Origin of the sequence: Methanoregula boonei 6A8 (genome assembly GCF_000017625.1) — an archaeon.
Lineage (GTDB): Archaea > Halobacteriota > Methanomicrobia > Methanomicrobiales > Methanospirillaceae > Methanoregula > Methanoregula boonei.
The window spans coordinates 2499371-2525488 of record NC_009712.1 but is presented as its reverse complement, the minus strand read 5'-3'; the positions used below and the strand labels follow the sequence as shown (position 1 = coordinate 2525488).

Genomic DNA, 26118 nt, shown 5'->3' with positions numbered 1-26118 from the left:
CGGCCTTATGAGATCACAGCCTTTGTTTCTCCCGCGCACTCCTGCCGAGGGCAGGGCGTGCGGCATCGAAGAGTTTGATATCATTCTTGTCACGGGGGATGCGTACGTCGATCATCCTTCGTTTGGCACGGCACTTGTCGGCCGGGTCCTCTGGGACGCCGGATTCTCCGTAGGCATCATTGCGCAGCCGGATGCAACAACAGAAAAGGACTTTACTGTACTTGGCAGGCCCCGGCTTTTCTTTGGCATATCGTCCGGTAACGTTGACTCGATGGTCAACAATTTCACACCCAACCTGAAGCGCCGGAGTTCCGATGTGTACTCCCACGGCGGGATCCCTCGGCGCCCCGACCGGGCCGCCATCGTGTACGCCAACCGGGTCCATGCAGCATTTCCCGACACACCCATTGTTCTCGGGGGCATCGAGGCCAGCCTGCGCCGATTTGCGCACTACGATTACTGGCAGGACCGGGTCCGCCAGTCCATCCTTGCCGATGCACCGGCCGACCTCCTTGCCTATGGCATGGCAGAGCAACAGATGGTGGCGATTGCCCGGCGGCTGGACACCGGCGAACCGGCCCGGGCCATCCGGGATATCCCGGGCACCTGTTATACCATGGAGGTGGCAGAATGGCGTGCCACTCACCCGGAGGGTGTTGTCGAGATCCCGGGTTTCTCCGAGATTTCTTCGGACAAGACCGCGTATGCCCGGGCTTTTGCCCTCCACTACCGCGAGCAGGACCCGGTCCGGGGCCGCCCGGTGGCCCAGCCTCACCCCAAGACCGTGATCGTCCAGAACCCCCCGGCCCGGCCCCTTTCGGGCGACAAACTCGACCATATCTACGAGCTGCCGTTCTCGCGCCGGGCCCACCCGCTGTACAAAAAACCCGTCCCGGCGCTCGAGCCGGTGCAGTTCTCGGTGGTGAGCCATCGTGGCTGCTTTGGGAGCTGCTCGTTCTGCGCCCTCACCCATCACCAGGGTCGGATTGTCCAGAGCCGGAGCGCTGCCTCAATCGTCCGTGAGGTTACCCGGATGGCTGCGATGCCGGAGTTTAAGGGAATTGTCCAGGATGTGGGCGGGCCGACTGCCAACATGTATGGGATGGCCTGCGAGCGCTGGGACGGGGCAGGCGCCTGTCCGGAAAAGTCCTGCTCGCCGGCCTGCCAAACACTTCGGACAAACCACCGCCCACTGGTGGAGATTCTCCGCAAAATCAGCGAAGTCCCGGGCGTAAAGAAGGTGTTTGTGGGCTCAGGTATCCGCTATGATCTTGTGCTGGCCGATGATCTTAATTCCCGGTACCTTGAGACCCTTTGCGAGCGGCATGTCTCGGGCCATCTCAAGGTCGCTCCCGAGCACATCTCGCCCCGGGTTACAAAAGCCATGAACAAGCCCGACGGATCCGTCTTCGAGAGGTTCCGGGACCGGTTTACGGCGCTCCAGCAGGGGAAGGCAAAACGCCAGTACCTAGTCCCCTACTTCATGTCCGGCCACCCGGGCTGCACCATAAGCGACATGGTAGCGCTTGCCGAGTATATCCGCGACCGCGGGCTCTATACCGAGCAGGTGCAGGATTTTACCCCCACTCCTATGAGCGTCTCCACGTGCATGTACTATACCGGCCTTGACCCGTTCACGCTCGAACCGGTGCATGTGCCCAAAGGAAGGGAGAAGAAGATCCAGCGGGCACTCCTGCAGTACCGCGAGCCGCAGAACCGTGGCCTTGTGTTCGAAGGACTCCGGATGGCCGGCCGGGAAGACCTGATCGGGACCGGGAAGCAGTGCCTTGTGAGCGGGGACGTTTACCTTAGGCGGTCCCGTCCCGGTCCTGTACCCCGACAAAAATCATCCGGCACTCGTCCCGGTGGCGCAGCCGGATCGGGAACCTCCCGGAAAAAAGAAAGACCGGGCTCTCAGGACCTGCCGTAATCGTCCTCGAACCGGACAATGTCGTCCTCTTCGAGGTATTCCCCGAGCTGGACCTCGATAATTTCAAGGGGGATGACGCCCGGGTTTTCGAGTCGGTGCCGGATGCCGCTGCGGACAAACGTGCTTTCTCCCTGCCGAAGGAGTTTTGTCTCGCCGTTGAGCTCTACCTCAGCAGTCCCACTTACGACAACCCAGTGCTCGCTCCGGTGGTGGTGGAGCTGGAGGGAGAGCTTCTGGCCGGGCTTGACCGTGATGCGCTTGATCTTGTAGTTTTTGGAATCCTCTAAGATCGTATAGGCACCCCAGGGCCGGTGCACCTGGCGGTGGAACAGAGTGACCGGATCGTTTTGTTTTTTTAACCGGCCGACCAGGTCCTTGACCTTTTCCGTGTGCCGGTTGTCGCAGACGAGGAGAGCATCGGCTGTGTCCACCACGACAAGGTTGTCCACACCGATCAGGCCCACGCGCTTGCCGCCCGGTGCATCTACATAATTGTCCCGGGCAGCGAGATACTCGGCCTTCCCGACATTTCCCTCGCCATCGTGGGTCTTGATCGCGTAGAGGGCAGCAAAGGTCCCGAGATCGCTCCACTCCGTATCCAGCGGTACGACCGCCACTTTCTTTGACGGTTCAAGCAGGCCGTAATCGATCGAGATAGTGTCCAGCTCCCCGTACTCCGGTACAGTGCTCCCGCCAAACGCGGCAGCAAGCCTGGGCTGGTATTTCTTGAGTTCCCCGAAGAAGACGGGAACCGAGAGGAGAAAGATCCCGCTGTTCCAGAGATACCCTTTCTTCACATAGCCCGCGGCGGTCTTTTCATCCGGTTTTTCCCTGAACTCTTCGACTGCAAAGCCGGGTGGGAGTGCCTTTCCCGGCCTGATGTACCCGTACCCGGTATGGGGGGAGGTTGGCCTGACGCCGAACGTGACTAGGCAGTTTTTTGCCAGGGGCTCTGCTGCCTGGATCTGACCGGACGCATCGTTCCCGAGCAGGTGGTCGCTTGGGAATACCACCGCGGTTGCGCTCTTCTCTTCTGCCCGGATCTGCTGCATGGCCCATGCGATGGCAGGCAGGGTGTTTTTCTGTTCCGGCTCTGCAAGGATGTGCTCTTTTGGAACAGTATACCCCAACTCTTCCATCTGGTTGCGGACAAGATACTGGTGGATCTCGTTTGTCACGACCCAGATCTCATCTTCTTTGGAGAATTTCTCTGCCCTCTCGCAGGTCTTCTGGAACAGCGATTTCCCGTCCATAGGGATAAACTGCTTGGGGAAATACTCGCGGGAGAGCGGCCACAACCGCGTTCCCACGCCCCCGGCAAGGATAATGGTTTTCATGAAATGCCCTGTACCTGCCCCGGGATATCTGCCCGGGTACGCTCCTTTGAAGTACTTGTGGCCGGGAGATCATTTATAAAATCTGATCCCGGGAGAAGATCAGGTTCCCGGCTTAAGCCGCGGTCGGGGCATCAAAAAAGGTCCGGAGCCAGAGCTCAGCGCAGGCAATCCGCCAGATCTCGGGAGAATAAGGTGCCGTGCCGGCAAGGAACGCCTCATAGTCCTGCATGACCGCGTCTGCGTCCCAGAAGGACCGGGATCTGAAACTCTCCGAGGAGAAAATATCGAGCATAAACGCCCTGAGTTCCTCTTTTATCCAGCATTCCTCCGGAGTGACAAAGCCCATCTTGTCCCCTCTGCACCGCACGGATTCGGGAACCAGTCCCCTGATTGCGGCCCGCAGGGCAACCTTGGTGCAGCCTCCCCGGATCTTCTGCGAGAGCGGGAGCGATGCTGCGTATTCTACCAGTCGCACATCGAGGTACGGCACGCGGGACTCTAATGAGAATGCCATCGAGTTCCGGTCCTCGTAATGGAGGAGGGCCGGCAGGTTGGTGGAGAAGAGCTCGCGGTGCAAAACACAATCGAGCGTGCCGCTGTACCGGTCCACCGGTGCTGCCGGGCATTTCACCAGGCCCCGCCGGGTCCGCCGCACCGCGAGCTGCTTTCGGGCAGAGGCAAAGAATGCCCGGTGCCTGCGGAGGCTTCCGGCGATCTCTCCTGCTGCCGTACCCCACCGGAGATTCCACATGAGTCCCCGGATATAACTCCCCTGGTAGCCCAGGTACCCGCCAAGGAGCTCGTCTGCTCCCTGCCCATCCAGCACAACCTTGACCTTCTTTTGTGCAAGGCGCATCACGCAGTACTGGGCATAGATGGAGAGCGAGCCAAACGGTTCATCCTGCAGGTACACAAGGTGTCCGATATCCTTCTGGAGCTGGCCCGGGGCCGGCTCGGTCCGATCCGCGTCCACCCCGGTGGCCGCCACGACCTCGTCGATGTACCGGCTCTCGTCAAAGCGCGTACCCGGGAAAACTACTGAGAATGTCTTCTGGCGTTCACCCACACTCCCCGGGGCATCGCTCCGGATGAGGGTGTTGATCGTGGCCGTGAGCGCCGAAGAATCGATCCCTCCCGAGAGGCAGGTACCGACCGCCACATCACTCCGCGTATGGATCCGGGTGGCTTCCCGGAGTAGAGTTTTAAGCCGTGCGGCAACTGTGGCATCATCCTCCCCGCCCCGGATTGCCGGGTTTACGGTCACGTCCCAGTACCGGAAGGGAGGTGTAATTCCATCTTTTGTCACCACCAGAGCGTGGGCCGGTTCGATCTGGAAGATCCCTTCAAACATTGTCCGGCTACAGTGGTCCTGCACTCCCCAGGCAAGATAGGTGCCAAGCATCTGCTGGTTCGGGTGTTTTCCCACCGCCGGATGAGTAAGGAGCGCCTTGATCTCGGAGGCAAACAAAAACGACCCCCCGGCTTCTGCGTAATAGAACGGCTTGATCCCGAACCGGTCCCGGGCGCAGAAGAGCTCCTGTTTTTTCTCATCCCAGAGGGCAAACGCCCACATGCCGTTAAACCGGAAAAGGCACTCGTACCCCCATTCCTCGTAGGCATGGAGGATCACCTCGGTATCGGACTTTGAGTAGAACGTGTGCCCCTTGTGCGCCAGCTCCTCGCGGAGCTCGACAAAATTATAGATCTCGCCGTTAAAGACCAGCCAGAGTGTTCCGTCTTCGTTTGTCATTGGCTGGAGGCCGTCAGGGGAAAGATCGATGATGGCAAGCCTGCGGTGGACAAGGCCGACACTCCCGCTTACATGGGTGCCCTCGCCATCCGGGCCGCGATGGGCAAGCCTCTCTGACATGGCCGAAAGGAGCCGGCGGTCCGGCCGCCCCCTGGCATAGCAGTACTGCCCCGCGATCCCGCACATTTGAATAAGCTATAGTCTCGCAGAAGGATTAAAAAGATGGCAGGGAGCGCTGCCCGGGCGGGTACGACTGTAATGAGGGGTAAGGATCGGGTGTACGTTACAGGGAAGCAGCGGATAGGCGCAGGAAAAACAAACACGAACCGCGGGCAAGGCCAGGAATAAAGGGAAACGAAATGTTACTTCTTCTTCCGGCCCGTCCGGGTACTCTTCTTTACAGATGTTTTTTCCGGCACCGCTTTTACCTCGCAGGGGAAGCACTTTTCCAATTTTTCATCAACCACCCGGTAGGCATTGGCAAGCACGGACGAGTTTGAGATCATCCCTGAGAGCAGGATCACTTCGAGGATCTCGTCGCGGGTCGCGCCCATCCGGGCAGCTGCCTGCATGTGGTAGCTTGTGCAGTACTGGCATTTGAGGGCCGCTCCTACCGCCATGCTGATCAGTTCCACGTACTTGGGGTCAAGGCTGCTTGTCTCGGCCACACTGCTTTTGTACAACAGGTGGGAGATGAGCACCTCAGGCCGTTCGCCCATGCGCTGGAAGATAAGCGGCACCTTCCCGTACTCGCGCTCGATAATTTTGAGCCATTCATCAGCGGTCGCTCCGGCTCCCTGATCGACAATCTTTTTGAGCCGGTCCTCGAACTCGTCTTCCTGCCTGCGTCCCATGATGTTCCTCCTAGATCACTGTGTTGGTCTCCGAGAACGGCCGAACCCGGAGAATGATGTAGTCCCTCATGCGGGAAGGCTCGATATCCGCGATGTCGCCGATCATGATCCCGTCTTCAATCTCGGTCTTTTTGAGCACCCCGGCAAAGGTATCGTATGGGAGCTTGACCCTGAGGCCAGCCATCTGGACAGTGAGCGGGGTCGGTGAGGTCACTTCAAGGATCGCCGGCACTTTCTCTTTTATCACGTCCATAAGCCGGGCCGGGGCCACCGAGAGGGGATCTTTTGCTATCGCTTCTCGCTTTTTGGCGAGCACACGGGTGACTTCTTCTATCACCTCATCAAGACGAGAGAGCTCTTCGGACTCCTTGGTGCGGTGCATGAACCTCCCCATGTTCCCCACGTACCCGTCCACTTTGGGCTCCACGATCCGTTCGAGCACCTCCTTATCGGGACCGCCGCAAACCACCACCGGCACCTCGATTCCGCGTAGCAGGATCGGCATCTTCTTTTCTATGCAGTGTTCGAAGTTGCCCATGAGGTACACCGCGATGTCGTGCTCGTTTATCACGTCGCGCTCCTCATCATTGATGCCGGCGATCCGTTTCCCCACGCCCCGGGCCATCCCAACCATGTTGCTTTTGGCTCCAAGCCGGCGCACGTACTCCGCAATGTCGCAGGAGGGATGAGGCAGATGATGGATCTCAAGGCTCATGCTCACGATTGCGATCTCGGTCCCCACGAGTGGGGAATCGGTCACCTCTCCCGCGAGCGGTTTTCCTATCGCCCGGATCAGCTCCACGTCTTCTTTGGGTACGAAGCACTGGAGCACGACTTCCTGAGCGATCATGTGCTTCTGGACGATGTAGCCCCCGAGATCCTCGATGAGATCGATGATCTCATTATGCCGGTACACTCCCCCCTTGTAAGTGACGGGGACGAGGATCATGGCGTTTCCCCCATAAGCGCAAATTTTTCTTTGACAAGTGCAAGGCTTGCATCGGTGAGCAAGTCCTCGCTTGCCACAAACGAGAACTTCTCGGCCCCGTAGTTCTCACTTCTGACCCGGAAACCCTCCGGGCAGATGCAGCGGAGTGAGTAAACAAGGTCCTTGTACAGCACCGCGCTTGGGTCGGTTATTACCATTTCCTCAAGTTCCCGTGCCTCGATAGAAATTCCGGAAAGGATGACTGTGAACCGGTCCGGCTGATCCACGTGGTCTTTGCCGAATTTATCCCAGAATACCTTGAGCATGGGTGCAAGGTAGGTCTCATCGGAGATCGCAAGGGTAAACTTCCCTTCCTGCGGGTTAACGTTCGCTATATCCCCGACCTTTATGACCGTTGTGACCTTTTTTAAGATCCCTACTGCGACAAAGATCGGGACTTTCGGGTCGATGTACACGTGGATCTTATGGACCACCCTGAGCATGTTATGATCGAGCAGGACATCGTTTGCAATCTGCCGGTAGTTATCGCCGCCCCGCGCCTCGGGGCACTCCACCTCGAAATACTCAATGGCCTGCATTGTCTCCGTCCCGGATGAACCCCGATGCCAGGAGCGCTGACCCGACTGCACCGATATACTGGGAATAAGGCGGGACAACGACTTTGATCTTGAGGAGTTCGCCCATTGCAAGCACGAGCCCCTCAATCAGGGACGACCCTCCGACCATGATCACCGGCTCCTTGATATCTACTTCCTGGAGCTGCTGTTCAAAGACCTGTTCGGCCACGCTGTGGCAGGCTGCGGCGGCCACGTCCTCGCGGCTGCTGCCAGCGGCAAGGGCGTTTACCAGGCTCTGGGTGCCAAATACGATACAGTAGCTGTTCATCGGCACCCTGCCCCCCATGCCTTTCATGGCAAGCGGCCCGAGCTCGGTGATGTCTACACCGAGGCGCTTTGCGGTCATTTCCAGAAACCGGCCACTTGCCCCGGCGCAGATGCCCCCCATCGTAAACGTACCGGGAATGCCATCCATGACGGTAATTGCCTTGTTGTCCATGCCGCCGATATCGATCACGGTGGCCGGTCCGTGCTGCTTCTCTGCAAGATACACCGCACCTTTCGAGTTCACGGTCAGCTCTTCCTGGATAAGATCGGCTTTGAACTCTTTACCCACCAGGAACCGGCCATACCCGGTGGTGCCGATTGCCTGGATATCGGAAAGGTTCATTCCCGCTTCAGCGAGAGCAGTATCGACAACATTGTGGGCGCTTTTGAGGACCTCTCCTGTCGGCAACCAGCCTTTGCCGAGGATCCTGTTATCTTTCATTACGATAGCCTTTGTTGTCGAGGAGCCGGAATCGATCCCGAGGGTGATGCCCTCCTGGACCTCGCGGGCAAGGAGCGCCCGGCGCCGGGCAATGGTGGTTAAGGCCTCCATTCGGGTAAGGAGCGTTCCTGCGGTTGTGCGCTCGGTAAACGAGTAGCTGACGACCGGGAGCTTCGAGTGTTCGAGGATATAGCGTCTGAGCTCGTTTCTCACGATTGCGGCTTCGGCGCACCGGAAGCAGGTCGCAATAAAGACGGCGTCGGCATCCACCCGGCCATCCACGAGTGCCATCGCCCGAGAGATGGCAAGTTTTAAATCCGGGCTCCTCACCTCAAGGCCGAACGCGTCAAAATCCCGAACGATGTCCTTGAGCGCCACATCAGGAAAGACGATCTCGCCATTCACCGATCGTGCCGCCGAATTGATCTCCTCCTGCACGCCTGAATAGTCCGCGCCGCAGGAGAGCTGGGCAATCCGTACCGGGGCTGTCATTTTATCACTCCCGGCTCAGTCAGGAATTTTTTAATCGATGCCACGAACTGCACACCCTCCACCTCGTTTCTCGGGTATTCGAGTTCGAGTCGGGGGATCTTCTTTTGCCGGAGGAGGAACTTGAGGAGCTCATTTGTCCGTGCGCAGCCCATGCAGCCGAACGCGAGGTCGGCGTTGTTGATGATAATCGCGGCATCACACTCCTCGACCATGGGTCCGTACAGGGCCATTCGCCCCCGGACCCCGGACGGGACCTCAACTGCTGCCCAGCGGAGCCCTTTTTTTGGTTCCTCGGGCGTGATCTGGAGTGGCGAGGATTCGAGTCCTGGTGTCTGGACACGTTCGCGGATGGCTATCGCCGATCCAAGTGGCTTATGTCCAAACCGGGTCACCAGGTCTGAGAGGATCAGGCTCGTTGCAGGGTAGATGAAGATTTTTGCCATGGTTTAGGGCTCCTGTGCATCGATCATTCTCTTTAACGTGTACACGTCAAGCCGGCGGTCGGAAGGGGCTTTTGCCGGCACCGGGACAGTTACGGTATCAAGGTTTTGTGTTTTTCCCAGGCCGTTTGAGATGTAGGGGAGGATTGTCATTTCGAACTCGATCCCGTTAAAGCCAGGGCGTGCGCCGCCAAGAGTTGCCCGGCACCTCCGGGCATCTCCGGGCGGAAAGCCGCGGTCCTTGACAAAAATATGGGTCGGATCCATCTTTCTGACCTCGGCTATCACCCGATCGACTTCCTCCTCTTTTCCCATGATGACAAGGCCAAAACAGTTCTCCTTGATCATAACTCCCTTTGCAATCTCATATGCCCGGATCGCCACGTCTGCCGGTGTCACTGTGTACGATTCCACCACCACGTACCGGGTCACGGTCCCGGTATAGGCCGGGTTGTATTCGGTCATGGCTTTACCTCCCGGATATATACCATCTGCCGTTCCTTTACTTTCTTTATCTTCTCCGTATCGATCACCCTGCCGATGATATTGGTGCCCTCAAAGGGTTCCGAGGTCGGCCCGAACTCCCGGTTTGCCGAGAGCCGCACCCCTACAATTCCCGTCGCTTTGCGGGAGTCGTTAGTGATTGCGAGGGCCGCAGCGGGTGACTCGTCTGTCGGGCAGTTCTCCGGGATAATCCGGACATCGGTCGGGATCTTTGGCTTAAAGAGCACGACATCGTCAAAAACAAAAAAGGCCGGCATCATGCCGGCATCGTGCTCGTCAAGCCCGGTGAGGTGCCGGAAGATCTCGCAGCTTGCAGGTGCATGCTTATCGTCAAGGACAATATCGATAACCTGGCTGATCGGTGCGGTTGTGATCTTTGCAGCTTTTTCAGCAAGCACGTCAAGGGTTGTCCCCGGCTCCTGCGATACCACGATCCGGTCCGGGTTGTCGGTGTCGATAGAAAGGGCGATCCCCCGATCAGCTGCGATCCTTTTTGCCTCTTCAAGGGGCAGGCCCAGAAGATCGATCCTTGCGGGAACCACCCGGAGTGAGAGGATATCTCCTTCTTTTGCCAGTTTTGCGAGCTCTATCCCATGAACTACCTGCCCGACCACGCTGTGTGACGAGCTGCCGGGAACATCGGCCCGGTAGATATACACTCCGCCTACTGAAGGCCCCGTCGTGCGCACCGTGACCGTCCCCTCGCGCCGCGGGTGCTGGGACTCTTCGGGCACCGGGGTACCGACACGTTTCCGGTCCAGGATGTGGGTGCTCGTGGCACGCCCGACCGTAAAGGTCCCGGATTCGAGGGCAATGAGCATGTGCTCTACGCTGCCCGCAGCCTCAGTTGTGATTTTTTCCCTGCTGTATCCCTGTGCGTTGACATCGACTCTGGTCACGAGCAGCATCCCGTCTTCGAGGACGAGGTTGGAGTCGGTGGTGGTAAACGAGCGGCTGGTGTCCGCCCAGCTCACAACCGGTTCCACCCTGGTGACCCTGTCCCCGGTTGCCCACCGGTCGAGTACAGCCTTCCCGCTTACGACCCGGCCGATCACCCCTCCGCTTGCGTCCGCTCCATGGTCGGCGACATGCCTGCTCTTGGAGAAGATGAGGTACGAGGTCTTAGGATTATACCCCCCGCACCCGAGGATCACATCGCCCCGCTCGTAGAGCCGCCCTTTGCGCTCAGGGGTAATGCCAGAGGGAAACGGCCCGAATGCTGCCGCGTACCGGTCCGCCCAGTGCAGGCCAAGGCCGGCCGCCTTTTCCGGCTGCTCAAGCACATCCACGGCAACCCCGGAAAGTTCGATGGTAATCTCACCGGCCGTAGTGGTGACCGTAAGGCTCTCTGTCTTCTCCTGTTCCTTGGTGGCAGGGCGGATCACGGCAACGGCGCACTCTTTTGGTTGCCCCGTGATAATGGTGCCAAGCGTGTTTCCCTCGCTTACTTCACGGGGCTCCCCGTCAAGGTGGACGTGGATCATGGGGGCCTCAGGCAGCCGGCGGCTGGTTCTGGCTCATAACCTTGCGCTCGTCCTCGGTCAGGTGGGCAAGGACCTCGGCGGTTTTTCCGATCTCCACGATTTTCCCTCCCCTCATCAGGGCAAGGCGGTCGCAGATGTCGCGTACGAACTCCATGTCGTGCGAGACCACCACAAACGTCTCATCGATGTCATCCCGGGAGTGCATAATGGAATGCTTGACATCGATCTTGGTGATCGGATCCATTGTACCGGTAGGTTCATCAAGTATCACGATACGGGGTTCCCGAATCAGAACCTGTGCGAGCGCAACCCGGTGGCGTTCCCCCTCCGAGAGCTGGCCCGGCAGCCGGTCAAGGATCTCCTTGCTTTTCTCTTCAGAAAACCCGGCCATCCTGAGCGTAACCAGTGCCTTACGCATGGCCAGCTCCTTGGGGAATTCAAGTCCGATGGCATCGGTGAGGTTGTCGAGCACCGTGCGGTGGGGGAAGAGATCGTATTCCTGGTGCAGAAGGCCGATGTACTCTTTGGCCCGTCCCCGCTGGTCCACGCCGGGCTTTGTCATGTCCACCCATTCCTCGCCGATCCTGACGTTGATCTCCCCACTTGTGGGCTCAATTAAACCCGCAATGATCTGCGAGAGTGTGGTCTTTCCGGCCCCGCTTTTCCCAATGATGCCGAAGATCTCTTTCTCGTAGATCTCGAAACTGACGCCATTTACTGCCCGGACCACACCGCGGTCCACCGAGATGTAACGCTTGGTAAGGTCCCGGGCCTCCACGATTCTTTCTCCTACCACGGCGTGTTCGAAGGTCTCCGTATCCTCGCAACCGGCCATAAACTCGGCTATCACATCTTTTGGGGCCCCGATCTTTGCAATTGCACCATCGACAAGGAGGATTGCCCTGCTTGCAACATCCTCGATGACCTGCGAGAAGTGGGAGGTGACTACCATCCCCATGTTGCTGGTCTTCGCTGCCTCGGTGAGCATCGTGTGCACGATTTTTGCCGTGCCAGGATCCAGGGTTCCGGTGGGCTCATCGGCGAAGAGTAAGAATGGCTCTTTGGCGAGCTGCCGGGCAAGCACTACCCGTTGTTTCTCGCCGCCCGAGAGATCGCGTGCGATATGCATCATCCGGTGGGAAAGCCGGACCTGGTCGATAAGGTCGGCTGCCCGGTTGATCGCTTTTTCCGGGGGATAGTTGATGTCATCGAGTGCATGAAGGACGTTCTCGATCACGCGGTCATCGCCGTACAGGGCAAAAGTCCGCTGGAACATAATCGCGGTTCGGCGCATCACCCTCCGCTTTAGCATTTCGTTTGTCTCATTCCAAAGATCTACATCAAGGGGTGCAAGAACGGCCCCGCAGTGCGGGCAGGGCTTGCCTGCAGCACTTGGCACATCCATGTAATCGCAGGAAGGGCATGCAGAAACATGATAGATGATCCTGCCGCTCGTGGGTGGCTGCTCCACCCCTCGCATGAGGTGGATAAGCACGGTCTTTCCGGCACCACTCCTGCCGATGATCCCCAGGATCTCCCCTTCGGCAAGCTCAAAAGAAATATTTTTGAGCGCATGCGTGCCGTCAAAATCCATGCTGACGTTGTCGACCGTGATGAGTGGTGCCTTCATAATTCCCGTGTACCTAATGTGACAGAGGTGTCATATTATCTTTTATATGCTAACCGTCACCGTCACGATCGGGAATTTTTCGCTCCGGTCAGAGCAAACCCTCAACGATCGGCAATACTTCCCGCACATGTGTGATCACATGATCAGCAGCACTGTATAGCTCCTGCGGCCGGCTGCCGGGCTGCTGCACGGTGAGGACCGCGGTGTCTGCCTGGAGGAGAGCCGAAAGATCATTAATCCCGTCGCCCACCATCACCACGTGGTCGTACTCTTTTTTCAGATCCGTTACGATCTGTGCCTTGACCGAAGGGGTTGCCACCCCGTACACACGATCCCGGGGGATCCCGAGGTGATCGGCCATGATCTCAAGTTTTGTCGACCGGTCGCCCGAGGCAATAAACGTGGGAACACCGCGGCGGTGCAGTGAGGTGACCGTCTCCTTTGCCCCCTCAAAGGGCCAGCCCCCCGCGGTAATGGTAAACTCAATTGACCGCTGTGCCATGTTGAGGATCGCACCGCTATTAAGGGTGAGCATGAACTCCTCACGGCAGGCGTCCCAGACATTCCTGATGCATTCCTGGAGATCGGCAACCGTGGCCTTTCTGTCGGCATAGAGCAGATCCCCGATATCGTCCGCGGTGAGGATCTTGCGCGTGCAGCTGATACCGAAGCCGACCTGGTTTTCAGAAAGGTAAGCGGAGAGGAGCATCTTTGGCGGGGTGGTAATGATGTGCTTGGAATGGACCGGCAGCACGATCAGGACACGTTCCGGGGAGGCAAACGTCAGTGTAGTGGTCTCTATCCCGGGCAGCAGCTCCTGCTCTGCCACGTCTTTTGCCACGCGGTACGTGGCAAGAAGCGTCCCGGCACTGTCGAATACCACGGCAACCGACATCGTCTCTCCCCAAAAGCAAACTCTATGTATCTTCCCTCTCTATTGAAACACTGAGTTCCGATGATCGTACCTGATACTGCCGAGAAGATAAAGAGCATGGAGATCCGGGGGGCCGGAAGGATTGGCCGGGCTGCCGCAGAAGCCCTCAGGGACCATGCAGTTTCCCTTTCGGCCAGGGATCCGGGTTCGTTCCGGCAGGAGATGGAGCGTGCTGCCGCGATCCTCCTTGCCACCCGCCCGACCGCAGTTTCGCTCCCAAATGCCGTCCATATCGTGATGGCGGGTCTTGAAGGCGCTACCTCTGCAGAAGCGGCGCAGGCCGGCGTTATCCGGCGCGCCGAAGAGTTCATCCGCTCATCCCAGAACGCGGTGGAGCAGATCGCGAAATTCGGGGCAAGCCATATCCGTGATGGGGATACGATCCTTACACACTGCAATTCGGAGGTTGCTCTTGGCTGCATCATCGAGGCTCACCGTCAGGGAAAGGAGATCGAGGTCTTTGCCACCGAAGTCCGTCCAAGGAACCAGGGTCTCATTACGATCCGGACCCTGAATGATGCCGGGATAAAGACGAATTTTATCGTGGATTCTGCAGTCCGGTCCTTCATCCATGATATCGATCTCGTGGTAGTCGGTGCGGATGCGGTGACGGTGAACGGGGCGGTGGTCAACAAGATTGGGACCGCCCAGGTAGCTCATTCGGCACGGGAAGCACGGGTGAACATGATCGTGGCTGCTGAGACCTACAAGTTTGCGCCCCGCACGATTCTGGGCGAGCTCATCCGGATCGAAGAACGGGCGGGAAGCGAGGTTCTGCCCGATGAGATCGCCCGGACGCTACCCCACGTTACGGTGAGAAACCCGGCGTTCGATGTGACCCCGGCAAATTATATCGATCTGATTGTGACCGAGAAAGGGGCGATCCCCCCTCAGATGGCCTACGTGATCATCCGGGATTATCTGGGCTGGGGGATCGATACGTTCCACGAGACGTTCGGGCCGGAAAGTCCCAACGGCGAATGAGCCCGGGGCGATGCGTTTATTCACGAAAAAAGCCCAGAAGTAATCAGACGAGAACCCGACCGGTACCCCTGAACAGGGGGAGTTCTGCCCGGTTCTTGAGGGGCATGAAATGGAAATACCCTTTGTCAAACTGCACGGGAACGGCAACGATTTCGTTCTTATCGACGAATATGCGCAGATGATTATTCCCGATGACCTGAAAGGGCAGTTTGCTGCCCTGTACTGCGAACGGCGCTTCGGGATTGGTGCGGACGGCATACTGTTCCTCGCAAAACCGACCAGAAAGGCCGATATAAGGATGCGGATCCTCCAGCCTGATGAGAGCGAGGCCGAAATGTGCGGGAACGGAATCCGCTGCCTTGCCAAGTACGCGTACGACATGGGCTACATTCAGGAAACCTGTACGGTCCAGACCGAGGCCGGGGATCTGGAAGTGAGCGTGCGGTACGAGGGTGAGGAATGTACCGTGACCATCGGGATGGGTGAGCCGAAATTCAAACGTAAGGACATTCCTGCCACCGGGAAAGGCGAGTACCACGAACAGATCGGGGGTTTTGAGGTTCATGCAGTCAACACCGGTGTCCCCCATGCGGTGATTCTCACCGACGATCTGGGCAGCATCGACCTTGCAGCCGTTGCCCCACAGATCCGGAACCATCCGACTTTCCCTCATGGTGCAAACGTGAACTTTGTTCAGAAGACCGGGGAGGATTCGATCCGGGTGCGCACCTTCGAACGCGGGGTGGAGGACGAGACGCTCTCCTGTGGGACCGGGGCAACCGCGTCTGCTGCGGTCGTGCACCATCTCGGATATATGAACGGGCCTGTCCAGGTCGAGACCAAAGGTGGTCCCCTGACGATCCATTTCGATCCCGAGGGTAAGGCAAGGATGGAAGGGCCTGCGGTCGCCGTCTTTTCCGGTCTGATCCTCTACTAAAATCTCTCTCTTTTTGTTACCCGAACCCGGCAAGCGTAGCTTGGCGTGCAAAACCGGGAAGGGCAAGGTACGGCAACGCCTGTTTCAGCGTTGCGGAAGAAAGGCCCCGGTCATGTGGCGTGCGGATCGATTGCTTCTCGCGGGCCTGGTGGATGGCATATGCAGGTACTCCTCTGGCATGCAGCTGTCGTACCGGCTCTTTGAGGGAGAGTGTACCCGGTTCGCAGTCCATGAACCTTCGTCAGGCCCGGCAGGCTATAATGGGTTGGCGGACAAGGTGTGAAGGTGACCGACCGCTGCCCGGCACATCATGATACTTCTTTTGTTTCCGTCCGGCCCGCGATCTCTTCAACGAGACCTATTGTGGAAACAATCTTTCCGTTCTTGTCCCTAAGCGGGCTCACCGTCAGCGAGCCCCAGCACACGGAACCGTCTTTCCTGATGTATCGCTTCTCTGTGCGGTACCGGGTGATTTTTCCCGCATAGAGTTTCTGCATCTGGGCTGCGTCCTCATCCCGGTTGTCTGGGTGGGTCACGTCTTCAATGGTCTTTTTCCGCAGCTCATCTTCAGAATAGCCGAACATTTCGCAGCACATCCGGTTCACTGAGACAAACCGGCGGTTCCTGTCCACGATTGCCATCCCAAGCGGCCCATCCTCAAATACCCGCCGGAATCGCTCTTCGCTCTCCCGCAGTGCATCCTCGGCCCTTCTTCTGGCAGTAATGTCCCTGCCCTCAGCTATGAGTAACCGGATATTCCCCTGGGGATCAAAGACAGGCTTGAGGGAGAAGTCCACATCCACTACAGCAACCCCGACACCTTGCACCATGGTCTCGTACCGGACAAAAGTCCCCGAAGCCGCTTTGGATATCGCTTCGCGGAGCTGCTGTACCCGTACCGTATCTCCCTGCCACCACCGCCCCTCCCAGAAGGGGCGGTTGACTGCCTCATCGCGGGTTATCCCGGTAAAGTCCAGGGCAGTACGGTTGACATCGGTGAGGATACCCTTAGGCGTTACCAGGCCCGTGAACTGGAACGTGGAATCGAAAATGGCCCGGAGCATCCCGCTGCTTTCCCTGAGCTCTGCCTCGGCATGTTTCTGTTCCGTGATATCCCGTATGGTCCCCATGCTGGCCGGCGCTCCCTGGTACTGGATGAGCCCGGCATCCAGAGAGACAATGACCCGGGTGGTCCCGTCCCGTTTGAGCAGGATGCATTCGTAGGTCTCCGGCACCGGTTCACCCCGCTGCCGGCGGTGCCCAATGTCGAGCACCCGATCCCGGTCCTCGGGAGCGATGCAGGCACCAAAGTCCCCCCCGGTAAAATCCTCCGTACGTCCTCCCAGTATCCGGGCGAACGCTGAATTGACGTACAGGATCTTCCGGCCTTGGATGATAAAAACCCCGTTCTGGCTGTGTTCTACAAGAGTGCGATATTTTTCCTCCGATTGGCGCAGCGCCTCCGCGAGCTCCTTTTTCCTGGTAATGTCCCGGAACACCACCTGGACTGCGACACCACCGTCATCAGGAAAGCTTGTGGCAAGGACTTCGGCATCGATGATCTTGCCATCGGGCCGGACAAATTTCTCTTCTGCCAGGGCAACGGTCAGTGGCCTGCTTTGATCTGTAAACGTAGCCACCCTGGCTTGGACAAGTTCCCGGGAACCGGGATGGACAAAATCAAGGATAGGTTTTCCCACCAGTTCATCGGGCGAGGATACTCCGGCAAGGGCAACAGCGGCCTCGTTTACGAGTGTAATAATCCCTTTCTTGTGGATTACGATCGCATCGAAGGATTGCTGCAGGAGCCGCCGGTAGCGCTCTTCGCTGTTCTTTAACGTCTCTTCGGCCTGTTTGCGTCCGCTGATATCACGGGAGATGCCCATGACCGAGCGCACCGATCCGTCGGGACTTTTGAGCGGCACGAGCACATAGTCGAACCATCGCATCTCTCCATCCACCGGGAGCGGCCCCTCGCTGTGCAGGGATTTCCCGGTGGAGAAGACCTCCTGAAGCATCTTTCCCTGCCGGTGTGCAATCTGCGGAGGAAAGAGAAGCGCCCGGGCCTTCCCGGTTACCTCGGCAGGTGTTGTTCCCAGAAATGCGGCTGCATAGCTGTTGACGTATTCGACCCGGTCATCCGCGTCAATCACAAAGATCAGATCGCTTGAGGATTCGGCAAGCAGGCGGTACCTCTCCTCGCTCTCGCGCAGGCAGGCTCCTGCCATCTTTGCCGCGGTGATATCCTCAAGGATGACCGAGACGCCTTTCTGCCCGTGGTCGAGGGCAGTGGGGGCAATCCGGTAAGAGAAATAGATTCCGCCACGGACAGGTCCCAGTTCCCCCCGCCACTCAGTGCCTTCCAGTCCCGCATGCACCCGGTCCATGAATGCGGGAAACAGGTCGTCGAATGCTGTGACCAGTGGCGTATACTCGATGTTCTTCCCGGCCAGCTCGTTTGCCGGCACAGAGAGGAAGCGGGAGAATGTGTCATTGATAAAAACAATCCGGGTGCTGCTGTCCAGCTGCAGGATACATTCTGAGGAGATGGAGAGGACCGCGGAGACCGGGACGCGGTTGGCGAGCGCATAGATCTTGGCCATGCCCAAATGGCGCAATTCTACCTGCCCTGAAACCAGCAGCTTCTCAAGGTACCTTCCTGCTGTATTCCGGTTTACGCGGATCTGCCGGACAATCTCTGTGATGTTCAGGCCCTGCGGATTTTTTTTGAGGACCTCCCGGATCAGTTCGGCAGTCTGCTGTCTCAATACCATTTACGGAATAATATCTGTTCTAAAAGATATTAATCCGTCAGTTCCTTCAACGATCGTATGAGCTAGACTTTTCGCTATTCCTTTGCCCGGATTCCGTCCTGCACAATCTCGAAATCAAACGATGCGCCTTCGGGCCGGGAACGGTGCTTGACAAGCGTTGCGCGCCGCCATCCGGGCGTTTCGAGCCGGTCCAGGCGGACAATTGCCTTACTGATGTGTTCAAGCGAGGTGCCACCCAAACCCGCAAACGTGTTTCTGGTGGTATCCATATACACCTGGTTGGTGACAAGCGCCGGGAGATCGTAACGTTTTGTGTACCCGAGGATCTGGAGCATCTGCCGCGTGAGCTGCTGCATGGCGTCCCGGCCTTTTTCCAGATCGGTCCGGTACAGTGCGGTGGCCGAGTCGAGCACCACGAGGCCCGGTTTATGCTGCCGGAAGATCTTGTCGGATTCGGTGATCATCCCGCCCTGCTGGTCAAAGTCTACGGGCTCAAAAAGGAAGAGCCGGTCCGCAATCGCCGCGGTGTCGTTTCCCGCGATCTGCCGGAAGCGCTCAATGGAGAAGCCCTCGGAATCGATGAAGATTACCGATCCGCCTGCCCGCAGGCAGGAGACGGACGCGATCATGCACAGCGTGCTCTTGCCGCTTGCCGGCCCACCGTAAAGCTGGGTAATGGTACGCGGTTCAAGGCCGCCGCCCAGCAGCCGGTCCAAGGCCGCATTCCCCGTGGTCTGCCGGTCCGGTTTCGTCACGTGTCCTGCCTCCCGGCTTTTTCCTGTGTATCAAGTGTATCACTGATGGCCCGGAGCACTTCACGGACCGGGAGTCCGAGCTCGCCTGCCCACTCCTTTGCTGCATCGAACTCCGGTTTTGCCGTGTAGCACCTGCCCTCGATCCAGCCATATTTCACCGGGATGTCCTTTGTATGGCCGGCAAAAGTCACTTCCACAGTACCGGTAGTCCGATCTGCGATGAACCGGTGCACAGCCGGGATGCACCTGACCCCGAGTGTCCCGAGTTCCTGCGCCATGAGCCGGGCTAGTCCGGCGGATGAATCCGGTGGTGCGATCACTGTGACCAGGTACCCCGGTCTGCCTTTCTTCATCAGGATTGGAATTGCGCTGGCATCCCGTGCCCCGGCGGCCATGAACCGGGCGAGGGCTTCACCGATCACCTCGCCGCTTGCGTCATCCACGTTTGTCTCCAGGAGATCGACGGCATCCTGCGGCATTGCAGCCGGAGCGCCGGCGCTCTCCACCACCATGGCCCGCAGGACATTAGGGACTTTGGGGGAGTCTTTTGTCCCGGCACCGTAACCGGTTGCGAGGATCGTGTACGCCCCGAGTCTGGCCGGCAGAGACGCGGCAAACTCGGCAAGGAGTGCTGCCCCTGTGGGAGTGCAGAGCTCACCTGAGTCGCTCCCGGGAAATACTGCGAGGCCCGAGCCTGCAAGAATCGCCGCTGTTGCCGGGGCCGGGACCGGGATCGTGCCGTGCGAGCCGGTGATCGTGCCGGAGCCAAGGGCTATGGGAAGGATTGCGACGCCCTGTGGTTTGAGCGAGAAGAGCGCTGTGCAGGCTCCGACCACATCCGCAATCGCATCGTCCGCCCCAACCTCGTGAAAGTGGACGTGTTCGCCGTGGACAGATTCTTCTGCCGTATTGAGCCGGGCAAAGACCCGGCGGGCCATGGCAAGTGCATCAGCCGGGATGTGCGGGGCTGCTGCATCCAGTTTTCTTTCCACGTCCGCGAGCGTCCGGTGGACCGGGGTGGCATGGGTGCGGACCTTTATGGCCCGGATCCCGGCCCGGGTCACCGTCTCAACGCCCGGATCGGCGACCACAGCCCGCATGGCAGCAACAACCGCCTTGTGGTCCGCCCCGCAATCGAGCAGGGCCGCGGTGATCATGTCCCCTGCCGCGCCGTGGAACGGGTCAAAAACAAGGATACGCATTTACAGTACTTATAAATCCCTTGCGTATATGACCTTTAAGGTAATGCCAGAAGTGCAACTGAAGGTCGATTCCGCGTACCCCGGGGATCAGGGCGGGGGAAAAGCGCGGCTCGATCCCGAGACCATGCTTCTCCTTAAAATTTCGCCCGGTGACCTTGTGGTGATCGAAGGGAAGCGCCGGACCGTGGCCAAGGTCTGGCGGGCGCTTGTCGAGGACTGGAACCAGAGAAAGATCCGGATCGACAATTTCACCCGGCTCAATGCCGGGGTGAGCATCGGGGACACTGTGAAGATCTCCACGCTTTCAGAAGAGATCGAGGCAAAGCGCGTGGTTCTAGCTCCTCCCGAGGATCTGCCAAAGAAGATCCCAATCGCCAATAACCCTCACGTGATTAACGGCCTTTTGGATTTCCCTGTCGTGAAAAACGACTCGATCCCGATCATGCTTGGCCTGCCCTTTGTCCAGCCGCAGATCGTGGCTTTCAAGGTGGTGGAGATCGAGCCCGAGGAGGCGGTCATCATCACGAAGAATACTTCGGTCGAGTTCTCGGACAAGCCGGCCGCGGGGTTCGAAGGCGTGAAACGGTTCTCGTACGAGGATATCGGGGGCTTAAAAGATGAGCTCCAGCGGCTCCGCGAGACAATCGAGCTCCCGCTCCGCCATCCCGAGCTCTTCCAGAAACTGGGAATCGAGCCGCCCAAGGGTGTTTTGCTGTACGGCCCACCGGGAACGGGAAAGACGCTGATCGCAAAAGCGGTGGCAAGCGAGAGCGGTGCGCATTTCATCTCGATTGCCGGCCCCGAAGTCATTTCGAAATACTATGGTGAAAGCGAACAGCGGCTCCGCGAAGTTTTTGAGGAGGCCCGCGAGAATTCGCCCTCGATCATCTTCATCGACGAGCTTGACTCGATTGCACCCCGGCGCGAGGAAGTGACCGGGGAAGTGGAGCGTCGTGTCGTGGCCCAGCTCTTAACCATGATGGACGGGCTTGAAGAGCGTGGACAGGTCGTGGTGATCGGTGCCACCAACCGCGTTGATGCGATCGATGCCGCCCTGCGCCGGCCCGGGCGCTTTGACCGGGAGATCGAGATCGGTGTGCCGGGCGAGCCCGACAGGATTGAGATCTTAAAGATCCATACCCGGGGCATGCCGCTTGCCGAGGATGTGAGCCTGAATGTGCTCGCCCAGCAGACCCACGGATTTGTGGGAGCAGATCTTGCCGCACTTGCCCGTGAGGCTGCGATCCGGGCCCTGCGCCGGTACCTGCCCGATCTCGATCTGGACAAGGCCGAGATCGAGCAGGAAACCTTGGACAAGCTCAAGGTCTTTGCCGCGGACTTCCGGAGCGCACAGCGTGATGTGGGTCCGAGCGCGATGCGTGAAGTGATGCTCGAGGTCTCGCACGTGAAGTGGGAGACGGTTGGCGGCCTTGAGTCGGCCAAGACCGAGGTCCGCGAGGCAGTCGAGTACCCGCTGACGCACCGTGAGCGTTTCGATGACCTCGGGATCGAGCCGCCAAAAGGTGTGCTCCTCTTTGGCCCGCCAGGGACAGGTAAGACACTCATTGCAAAAGCCGTTGCAAGCGAAAGCGGTGCCAACTTTATCCCGGTCCGGGGCCCGCAGCTCCTCTCCAAGTGGGTGGGTGAGAGCGAGCGGGCGGTCCGGGAGATTTTCAAGAAGGCCCGGCAGGTCTCACCTTCGATCATCTTCTTTGACGAAATCGATGCGCTTGCCCCTGCCCGGGGGAGCTCGAACGATTCACACGTGATCGACAACGTGCTCAACCAGATCCTCACCGAGATGGATGGACTTGAAGAGCTCAAAGATGTCGTTGTGATGGGCGCAACAAACCGGCCCGATATCGTGGACCCGGCGCTTTTGCGTGCCGGCCGGTTCGACCGGCTCGTGTACATCGGCGAACCGACCATGGAGGACAGGAAAAAGATCATTGGTATCCACACGCAGTACATGCCGCTCGAAGGCTCGGGGCTTGAGGAGATTGTGGTTTCAACTGAGGGCTATTCCGAGGACATGCTCGCGGAGCTCGTGGAGAAACTCGGTAAGGACAGGATGGTCACGTCCGATGCCGTGAAAACGACAATCGTCCCGGCCACGGATAAGGCAGCCGGTGTTGCAAAAGGCGCCCGGCGCCGGCGCCTCGTTGACCTGTTCCGGGAGAAGCACCTCGCGTTTGCGGACCCGGCCCGGGAGAAAGTCCTTGCCGATCTCTCGGACATGACTGCCGGCTTTGTCGGTGCCGATCTCGAATCGCTCTGCCGTGAGGCGGGCATGCTCGCCCTCCGCGAGGGTGCGGACTTTGTCGCGGAGAAACACTTCCTTGAAGCGCAGAAGAAGGTTCACCCGACAATGAACGATAACCTCCGGGATTACTATGGCAAAATCCAGCAGCACTTCAAGGGCGGCCTGCCCCAGAAAGTGCAGCCGCCGGAGTATCAGTAAATTTTTTGCCCTGCAGGTATCCTTACCTTGAGGTTAAACACTCTTTTTGGCGTGGTGCTCCCGCACGCTTGTGGCACCCCCCGGTTTTGAGATGATATCGCCAGAGAGTATATCTGCACACAAAAAAGGGAACGATTGAAGAGTCCTGTGTTCAGCTCTAATAGCACCCCCCCTCCCATGGGGGGACGCTCCGATCAATTGTGAAATTGATCGACCCGACCCGGTTTTCTGCGGACCGCAAAGCAGGGGAGGGGGGCTACCTTTGATCCCGCTGTACGAGCGGTCGCCCCGACCAATTCCGGAATCGATCGGTCCGGCCAATTTCAGAAACGATCGGACCGATCACCCCGTCTCACCTGAATCTCCAGTGGAAGTGCATGATATGAAACTGGAAGAAAAGAGGTCGCCCCGACCGGCTTTGAAATCGATCGGTCCGGCCAATTTTTTTAAAGGAGCGCCAAATGGGGGAGGGGGCGATCAATTTTTTTGGAGGGCGGGGTGGCTTGATCCTGATGGGGAATGAGCCGGGCAGGACCTGTTTACGAACCATCATAATCTCTGTAGGATGAATACATTTTGTATTCATGTGAATACATTGCGTATTCGATATCACCGCTGGTAAAAAAAGATCCTGTTTGATTTTATTCGTTATACCGCCGCTCGTTGATCTTCGCGGCCATGATGAAATCGTTCAGTGTGAGCCCACCGGCCGGGTACGTGTAATACCCCACATCCACGAACTTCCCCTCGCGGAGGGCAAGGTCCGGGATATGTCCCTCTTCGGTCGACATCGCTAGCACATCATTTAAGAATTCAATCGATTTGTCGCTGTCATCGAACGTGAATGTCCGTGTCAGGTGGCCATTGTCGAGCGACCAGCCGGGCACCTCCTTTAAGAGCTCGACTGTGTCCTTGCGCGTGATGGGCGGTGAGCCGGGCTTATAGGTAGAGCACTTTTTGGTGGCGAGTTCCATGGATACACGTCCGGCCTGAAATTAAAAAAGGCTTTTGTGGGAAAATTCCCGCCATACCCGGTACAGCAAACGGCCGGCAGCCCCGGGAAACGATCGCAAAAACCGGCCGGTGCGGGCGCAAAGGCCATAATTCTCCCGAACCCAAATGGAGTACTACGAACAGCCAACCGGTCTTTCCCTCCCTGCATCCATCCCTGCAAAGCATTCTTGCCGACCGGATGGGCTGGTCCGGGCTCCGCGAGGTGCAGGAGCAGGCGTACGCAGCGATCCGTGAGGGAAACGACACACTCGTGATCGCCCCGACAGCCGGTGGCAAGTCCGAAGCCGCCCTGATCCCGGTACTTGACGATATCTTAAAAACCGGTGCGCCGGGCATCTCCTGCCTCTACATCGCCCCGCTCAAGGCTCTCATCAACGATCAGGAAGAACGGATCGCCGGGTTCTGCCGTCCTGTCAGTCTCACCCTTGCCCGCTGGCACGGTGATGTCCCGAAAGGCGACCGCGGGTGGAAAGAGGATGACGCCCCCCAGTTTCTGCTCATCACCCCTGAGTCGCTGGAGGTGCTCCTGCACGAGCCGGTGGCCGCTTCCGCGCTCTCCTCCGTGCGCTACGTCATTGTGGACGAGCTGCACGCGTTTGTGGAATCGGAGCGGGGCGTTCATCTCCGGGTTTTACTCGATCGCCTGGACCGGATTGCGACAGCCCCGGTCCGGCGCATCGGCCTCTCGGCAACAGTCGGAAACCCGGATGAGGTACTTGCGTGGTTTTCGGGCGGGAGAGGGAGAAGCAAAGTGGTCTCTGTCGCGGCCCCGCCCAGCCAGAAGGTGTTCCGTTTCGTGGTCGAATCCGACCCGGGTAAGAGGATCGATGCTCTCGTCCGGCTTGTTGCCGGGAAAAAGGCGCTTGTCTTTGTCAACAGCCGGAGCGCCGCAGAGACGGTCATACGTGAAGTATCGGGACGGATCGAAAACCTACATATCCACCACTCGTCGATCGCTCCGATAAAGAAAAAAGAGGCCGAGGAGGCGTTCCGCGGCAGCGGGGGGGCCTGCATCATCTGCACGAGCACGCTTGAGCTGGGCATCGATATCGGGGATCTGGATATCGTGGTGCAGGATGGGCCGCCGGATTCGGTCTCCTCGTTTTTGCAAAGGATGGGCCGGGCCGGGCGGCGCGACCGGGCCGCTTCGGTTGCCTGGATCCTTTCTGACCCCGGGGAACTCCTTGCCGGCTGCGCCACCATTGAGTGCGCACAAAAAAAGCAGACCGAGCCCCTGGAACCTCCGGAGAAACCCTGGAATGTGCTTGTTCAGCAGCTCTTCCTTGCCCTCCTTTCCGGACCCCGGGCTGGTCGGGGCACGATCGTGCGCCAGCTCCGCTCGTTTTCAGTTTTTGCGCAATGCTTTGCAGAGGAGATCGACAGGCTCCTTGATCATCTCATCACCACCGGTTACCTATCAGCCGATGGCGATCTCCTGGTACCGGGTCCTGAGGCCGAACGGGCGTTCGGGCTCTCCCGTGTCCGGGAGCTGTACTCGGTGATCGCCGGGGGCTCCGAGTACCGGGCCGTAACACCTGACGGGGAGGTAATCGGTGCCATCGATGCCAGGTTTGCCCACCGGGAGGAGCCTGGGGATTTCGTGCTTGGCGGGGCAATCTGGTCGGTAGTAAAATGCGACGAGAGCCACAACCTTGTCGTGGTGGTGCCGGGCGGCGATATACCGGGGACCTCCCGGATCTTCCGCGCGACCGGTGGGGAAGCGGCTTTCTCTCCGGTGATCTGTGCCGGAATACAGAGGATCGTTGCCCGGAAAAAATCGACCCTGCCTCTTTGCGAGGTGGACGCAGAAACGCTCAGCCGGGCTATCTCCGCCTTTCCTCAGGGAATCGGTGAGTCCGGCCTGTTTTTCCGGGAAGAACGGAGCACAGAAGGGAGAGTGGTATCGGTGTATTCTTTTTCCGGACGCCGGTTCAACCAGGTGCTCGCATATCTTCTCAAAGGAAAACTCGACCGGGTCCAGGTTCGGTACGATGACTGCCGTATCCGTGTATTCCGTGCCGGAAAGAGCGGGGCTGTGGAACGGGTGGCAAGAGCGCTTCGGGAGATCCCGGCCCTCTCGCAACAGGAGGCATCGGCCTTTCTCCCCCTGCCCGCCCCGGACCCGTGGAAATTTGCGCGGATGCTTCCCGAAGAGGAGTTCCGGGCCATGATTGCCGCGGACTATTACCGGACCGGCGATGTCCTGCGGATCCTTGCGCAGGCACCTGTTACGATCCTGCCGGCAGAAGAGCCGGGTCCCGGGGCAGATACATGAACAGCGGCGTCTGCATTGCGGGGGATGTTTTTGCTCCGGATCAGCTTTATTGGCACAGACCTACGAATGATCTGGAAGGAGAATTT

Annotated in this window: 21 protein-coding genes; 5 read left to right on the top strand and 16 right to left on the bottom strand. The window is 58.7% G+C overall.

Annotated elements, in window-relative coordinates:
• The first annotated feature begins 7 nt into the window (after positions 1-7).
• Positions 8-1930, top strand: a complete 1923-nt coding sequence (locus MBOO_RS12775) for a YgiQ family radical SAM protein (RefSeq protein ID WP_012108022.1) — start codon at positions 8-10, stop codon at positions 1928-1930.
• Here MBOO_RS12775 and MBOO_RS12770 read toward each other — a convergent pair.
• The 11 genes from MBOO_RS12770 to MBOO_RS12720 form a co-directional block, all read right to left on the bottom strand.
• The gene (locus tag MBOO_RS12770; protein ID WP_012108020.1) at positions 1915-3267 is read right to left on the bottom strand and encodes a mannose-1-phosphate guanylyltransferase/mannose-6-phosphate isomerase; all 1353 of its coding nucleotides are present in this window, start codon (positions 3265-3267) and stop codon (positions 1915-1917) included. The genes MBOO_RS12775 and MBOO_RS12770 overlap by 16 nt on opposite strands.
• Before the next feature lie 112 nt (positions 3268-3379).
• Complete coding sequence (gene asnB, locus MBOO_RS12765; protein ID WP_012108019.1) at positions 3380-5203, bottom strand: asparagine synthase (glutamine-hydrolyzing); 1824 nt, start codon at positions 5201-5203, stop codon at positions 3380-3382.
• 176 nt (positions 5204-5379) lie between these two features.
• Positions 5380-5871, bottom strand: a complete 492-nt coding sequence (locus MBOO_RS12760) for a carboxymuconolactone decarboxylase family protein (protein ID WP_012108018.1) — start codon at positions 5869-5871, stop codon at positions 5380-5382.
• 10 nt (positions 5872-5881) lie between these two features.
• A complete protein-coding gene (locus MBOO_RS12755; RefSeq protein ID WP_012108017.1) occupies positions 5882-6820 on the bottom strand; it encodes a methanogenesis marker 7 protein in 939 nt (312 codons plus the stop codon).
• Positions 6817-7398, bottom strand: coding sequence for a methanogenesis marker 17 protein (locus MBOO_RS12750; RefSeq protein WP_012108016.1), 582 nt, complete (start codon positions 7396-7398; stop codon positions 6817-6819). The genes MBOO_RS12755 and MBOO_RS12750 overlap by 4 nt, the downstream gene beginning before the upstream one ends.
• The gene (locus tag MBOO_RS12745) at positions 7385-8638 is read right to left on the bottom strand and encodes a methanogenesis marker 15 protein (RefSeq protein ID WP_012108015.1); all 1254 of its coding nucleotides are present in this window, start codon (positions 8636-8638) and stop codon (positions 7385-7387) included. Before MBOO_RS12745 ends, MBOO_RS12750 begins: the two co-directional genes overlap by 14 nt.
• Positions 8635-9081 carry a methanogenesis marker 5 protein gene (locus MBOO_RS12740; protein WP_012108014.1) on the bottom strand — a complete coding sequence of 149 codons (447 nt, stop codon included), beginning with the start codon at positions 9079-9081 and terminating at the stop codon, positions 8635-8637. The genes MBOO_RS12745 and MBOO_RS12740 overlap by 4 nt, the downstream gene beginning before the upstream one ends.
• Positions 9082-9084: 3 nt before the next feature.
• Entirely contained in the window at positions 9085-9543 is a 459-nt protein-coding gene (locus MBOO_RS12735; RefSeq protein ID WP_012108013.1) for a methanogenesis marker 6 protein, read from the bottom strand.
• The gene (gene mmp3 / locus MBOO_RS12730; RefSeq protein WP_012108012.1) at positions 9540-11066 is read right to left on the bottom strand and encodes a methyl-coenzyme M reductase-associated protein Mmp3; all 1527 of its coding nucleotides are present in this window, start codon (positions 11064-11066) and stop codon (positions 9540-9542) included. Before mmp3 ends, MBOO_RS12735 begins: the two co-directional genes overlap by 4 nt.
• A 7-nt stretch (positions 11067-11073) precedes the next feature.
• A complete protein-coding gene (gene atwA, locus MBOO_RS12725) occupies positions 11074-12696 on the bottom strand; it encodes a methyl coenzyme M reductase system, component A2 (protein ID WP_012108011.1) in 1623 nt (540 codons plus the stop codon).
• Positions 12697-12784: 88 nt separating this feature from the next.
• Positions 12785-13591 carry an HAD family hydrolase gene (locus MBOO_RS12720; protein WP_012108010.1) on the bottom strand — a complete coding sequence of 269 codons (807 nt, stop codon included), beginning with the start codon at positions 13589-13591 and terminating at the stop codon, positions 12785-12787.
• A 60-nt stretch (positions 13592-13651) separates the two neighbouring features.
• Between MBOO_RS12720 and MBOO_RS12715 the strand changes: the two genes are divergently transcribed.
• Together MBOO_RS12715 and dapF are read left to right on the top strand one after the other, a co-directional pair.
• Positions 13652-14614 (top strand): ribose 1,5-bisphosphate isomerase, encoded by a 963-nt coding sequence (locus MBOO_RS12715; protein WP_012108009.1) that lies wholly within the window; start codon positions 13652-13654, stop codon positions 14612-14614.
• Between the two features lie 109 nt (positions 14615-14723).
• Positions 14724-15551 (top strand): diaminopimelate epimerase, encoded by an 828-nt coding sequence (gene dapF / locus MBOO_RS12710; protein WP_012108008.1) that lies wholly within the window; start codon positions 14724-14726, stop codon positions 15549-15551.
• A gap of 16 nt (positions 15552-15567) precedes the next feature.
• Here dapF and MBOO_RS12705 read toward each other — a convergent pair whose 3' ends face one another.
• The 4 genes from MBOO_RS12705 to larC form a co-directional block, all read right to left on the bottom strand.
• On the bottom strand, positions 15568-15783 hold the full coding sequence (locus tag MBOO_RS12705; RefSeq protein ID WP_048068491.1) for a hypothetical protein: 216 nt from the start codon (positions 15781-15783) through the stop codon (positions 15568-15570).
• A 76-nt stretch (positions 15784-15859) separates the two neighbouring features.
• Positions 15860-18325 carry a PAS domain-containing protein gene (locus tag MBOO_RS12700; protein ID WP_012108007.1) on the bottom strand — a complete coding sequence of 822 codons (2466 nt, stop codon included), beginning with the start codon at positions 18323-18325 and terminating at the stop codon, positions 15860-15862.
• A gap of 74 nt (positions 18326-18399) precedes the next feature.
• Positions 18400-19080: a DNA repair and recombination protein RadB gene (radB, locus tag MBOO_RS12695; protein ID WP_012108006.1), complete on the bottom strand. Its 681-nt coding sequence runs from the start codon at positions 19078-19080 to the stop codon at positions 18400-18402.
• Positions 19077-20282, bottom strand: coding sequence for a nickel pincer cofactor biosynthesis protein LarC (larC, locus tag MBOO_RS12690; RefSeq protein ID WP_012108005.1), 1206 nt, complete (start codon positions 20280-20282; stop codon positions 19077-19079). The genes radB and larC overlap by 4 nt, the downstream gene beginning before the upstream one ends.
• A 43-nt stretch (positions 20283-20325) precedes the next feature.
• Between larC and MBOO_RS12685 the strand changes: the two genes are divergently transcribed.
• Positions 20326-22743 (top strand): CDC48 family AAA ATPase, encoded by a 2418-nt coding sequence (locus tag MBOO_RS12685; protein ID WP_012108004.1) that lies wholly within the window; start codon positions 20326-20328, stop codon positions 22741-22743.
• Between the two features lie 641 nt (positions 22744-23384).
• On the opposite strand, the gene MBOO_RS12680 is transcribed toward MBOO_RS12685, so the two are convergent.
• The gene (locus MBOO_RS12680) at positions 23385-23717 is read right to left on the bottom strand and encodes a 4a-hydroxytetrahydrobiopterin dehydratase (RefSeq protein ID WP_012108003.1); all 333 of its coding nucleotides are present in this window, start codon (positions 23715-23717) and stop codon (positions 23385-23387) included.
• Between the two features lie 218 nt (positions 23718-23935).
• Here MBOO_RS12680 and MBOO_RS12675 point away from each other — a divergent pair, with 218 nt between their 5' ends.
• Complete coding sequence (locus MBOO_RS12675; protein ID WP_012108002.1) at positions 23936-26032, top strand: DEAD/DEAH box helicase; 2097 nt, start codon at positions 23936-23938, stop codon at positions 26030-26032.
• Positions 26033-26118 lie beyond the last annotated feature (86 nt).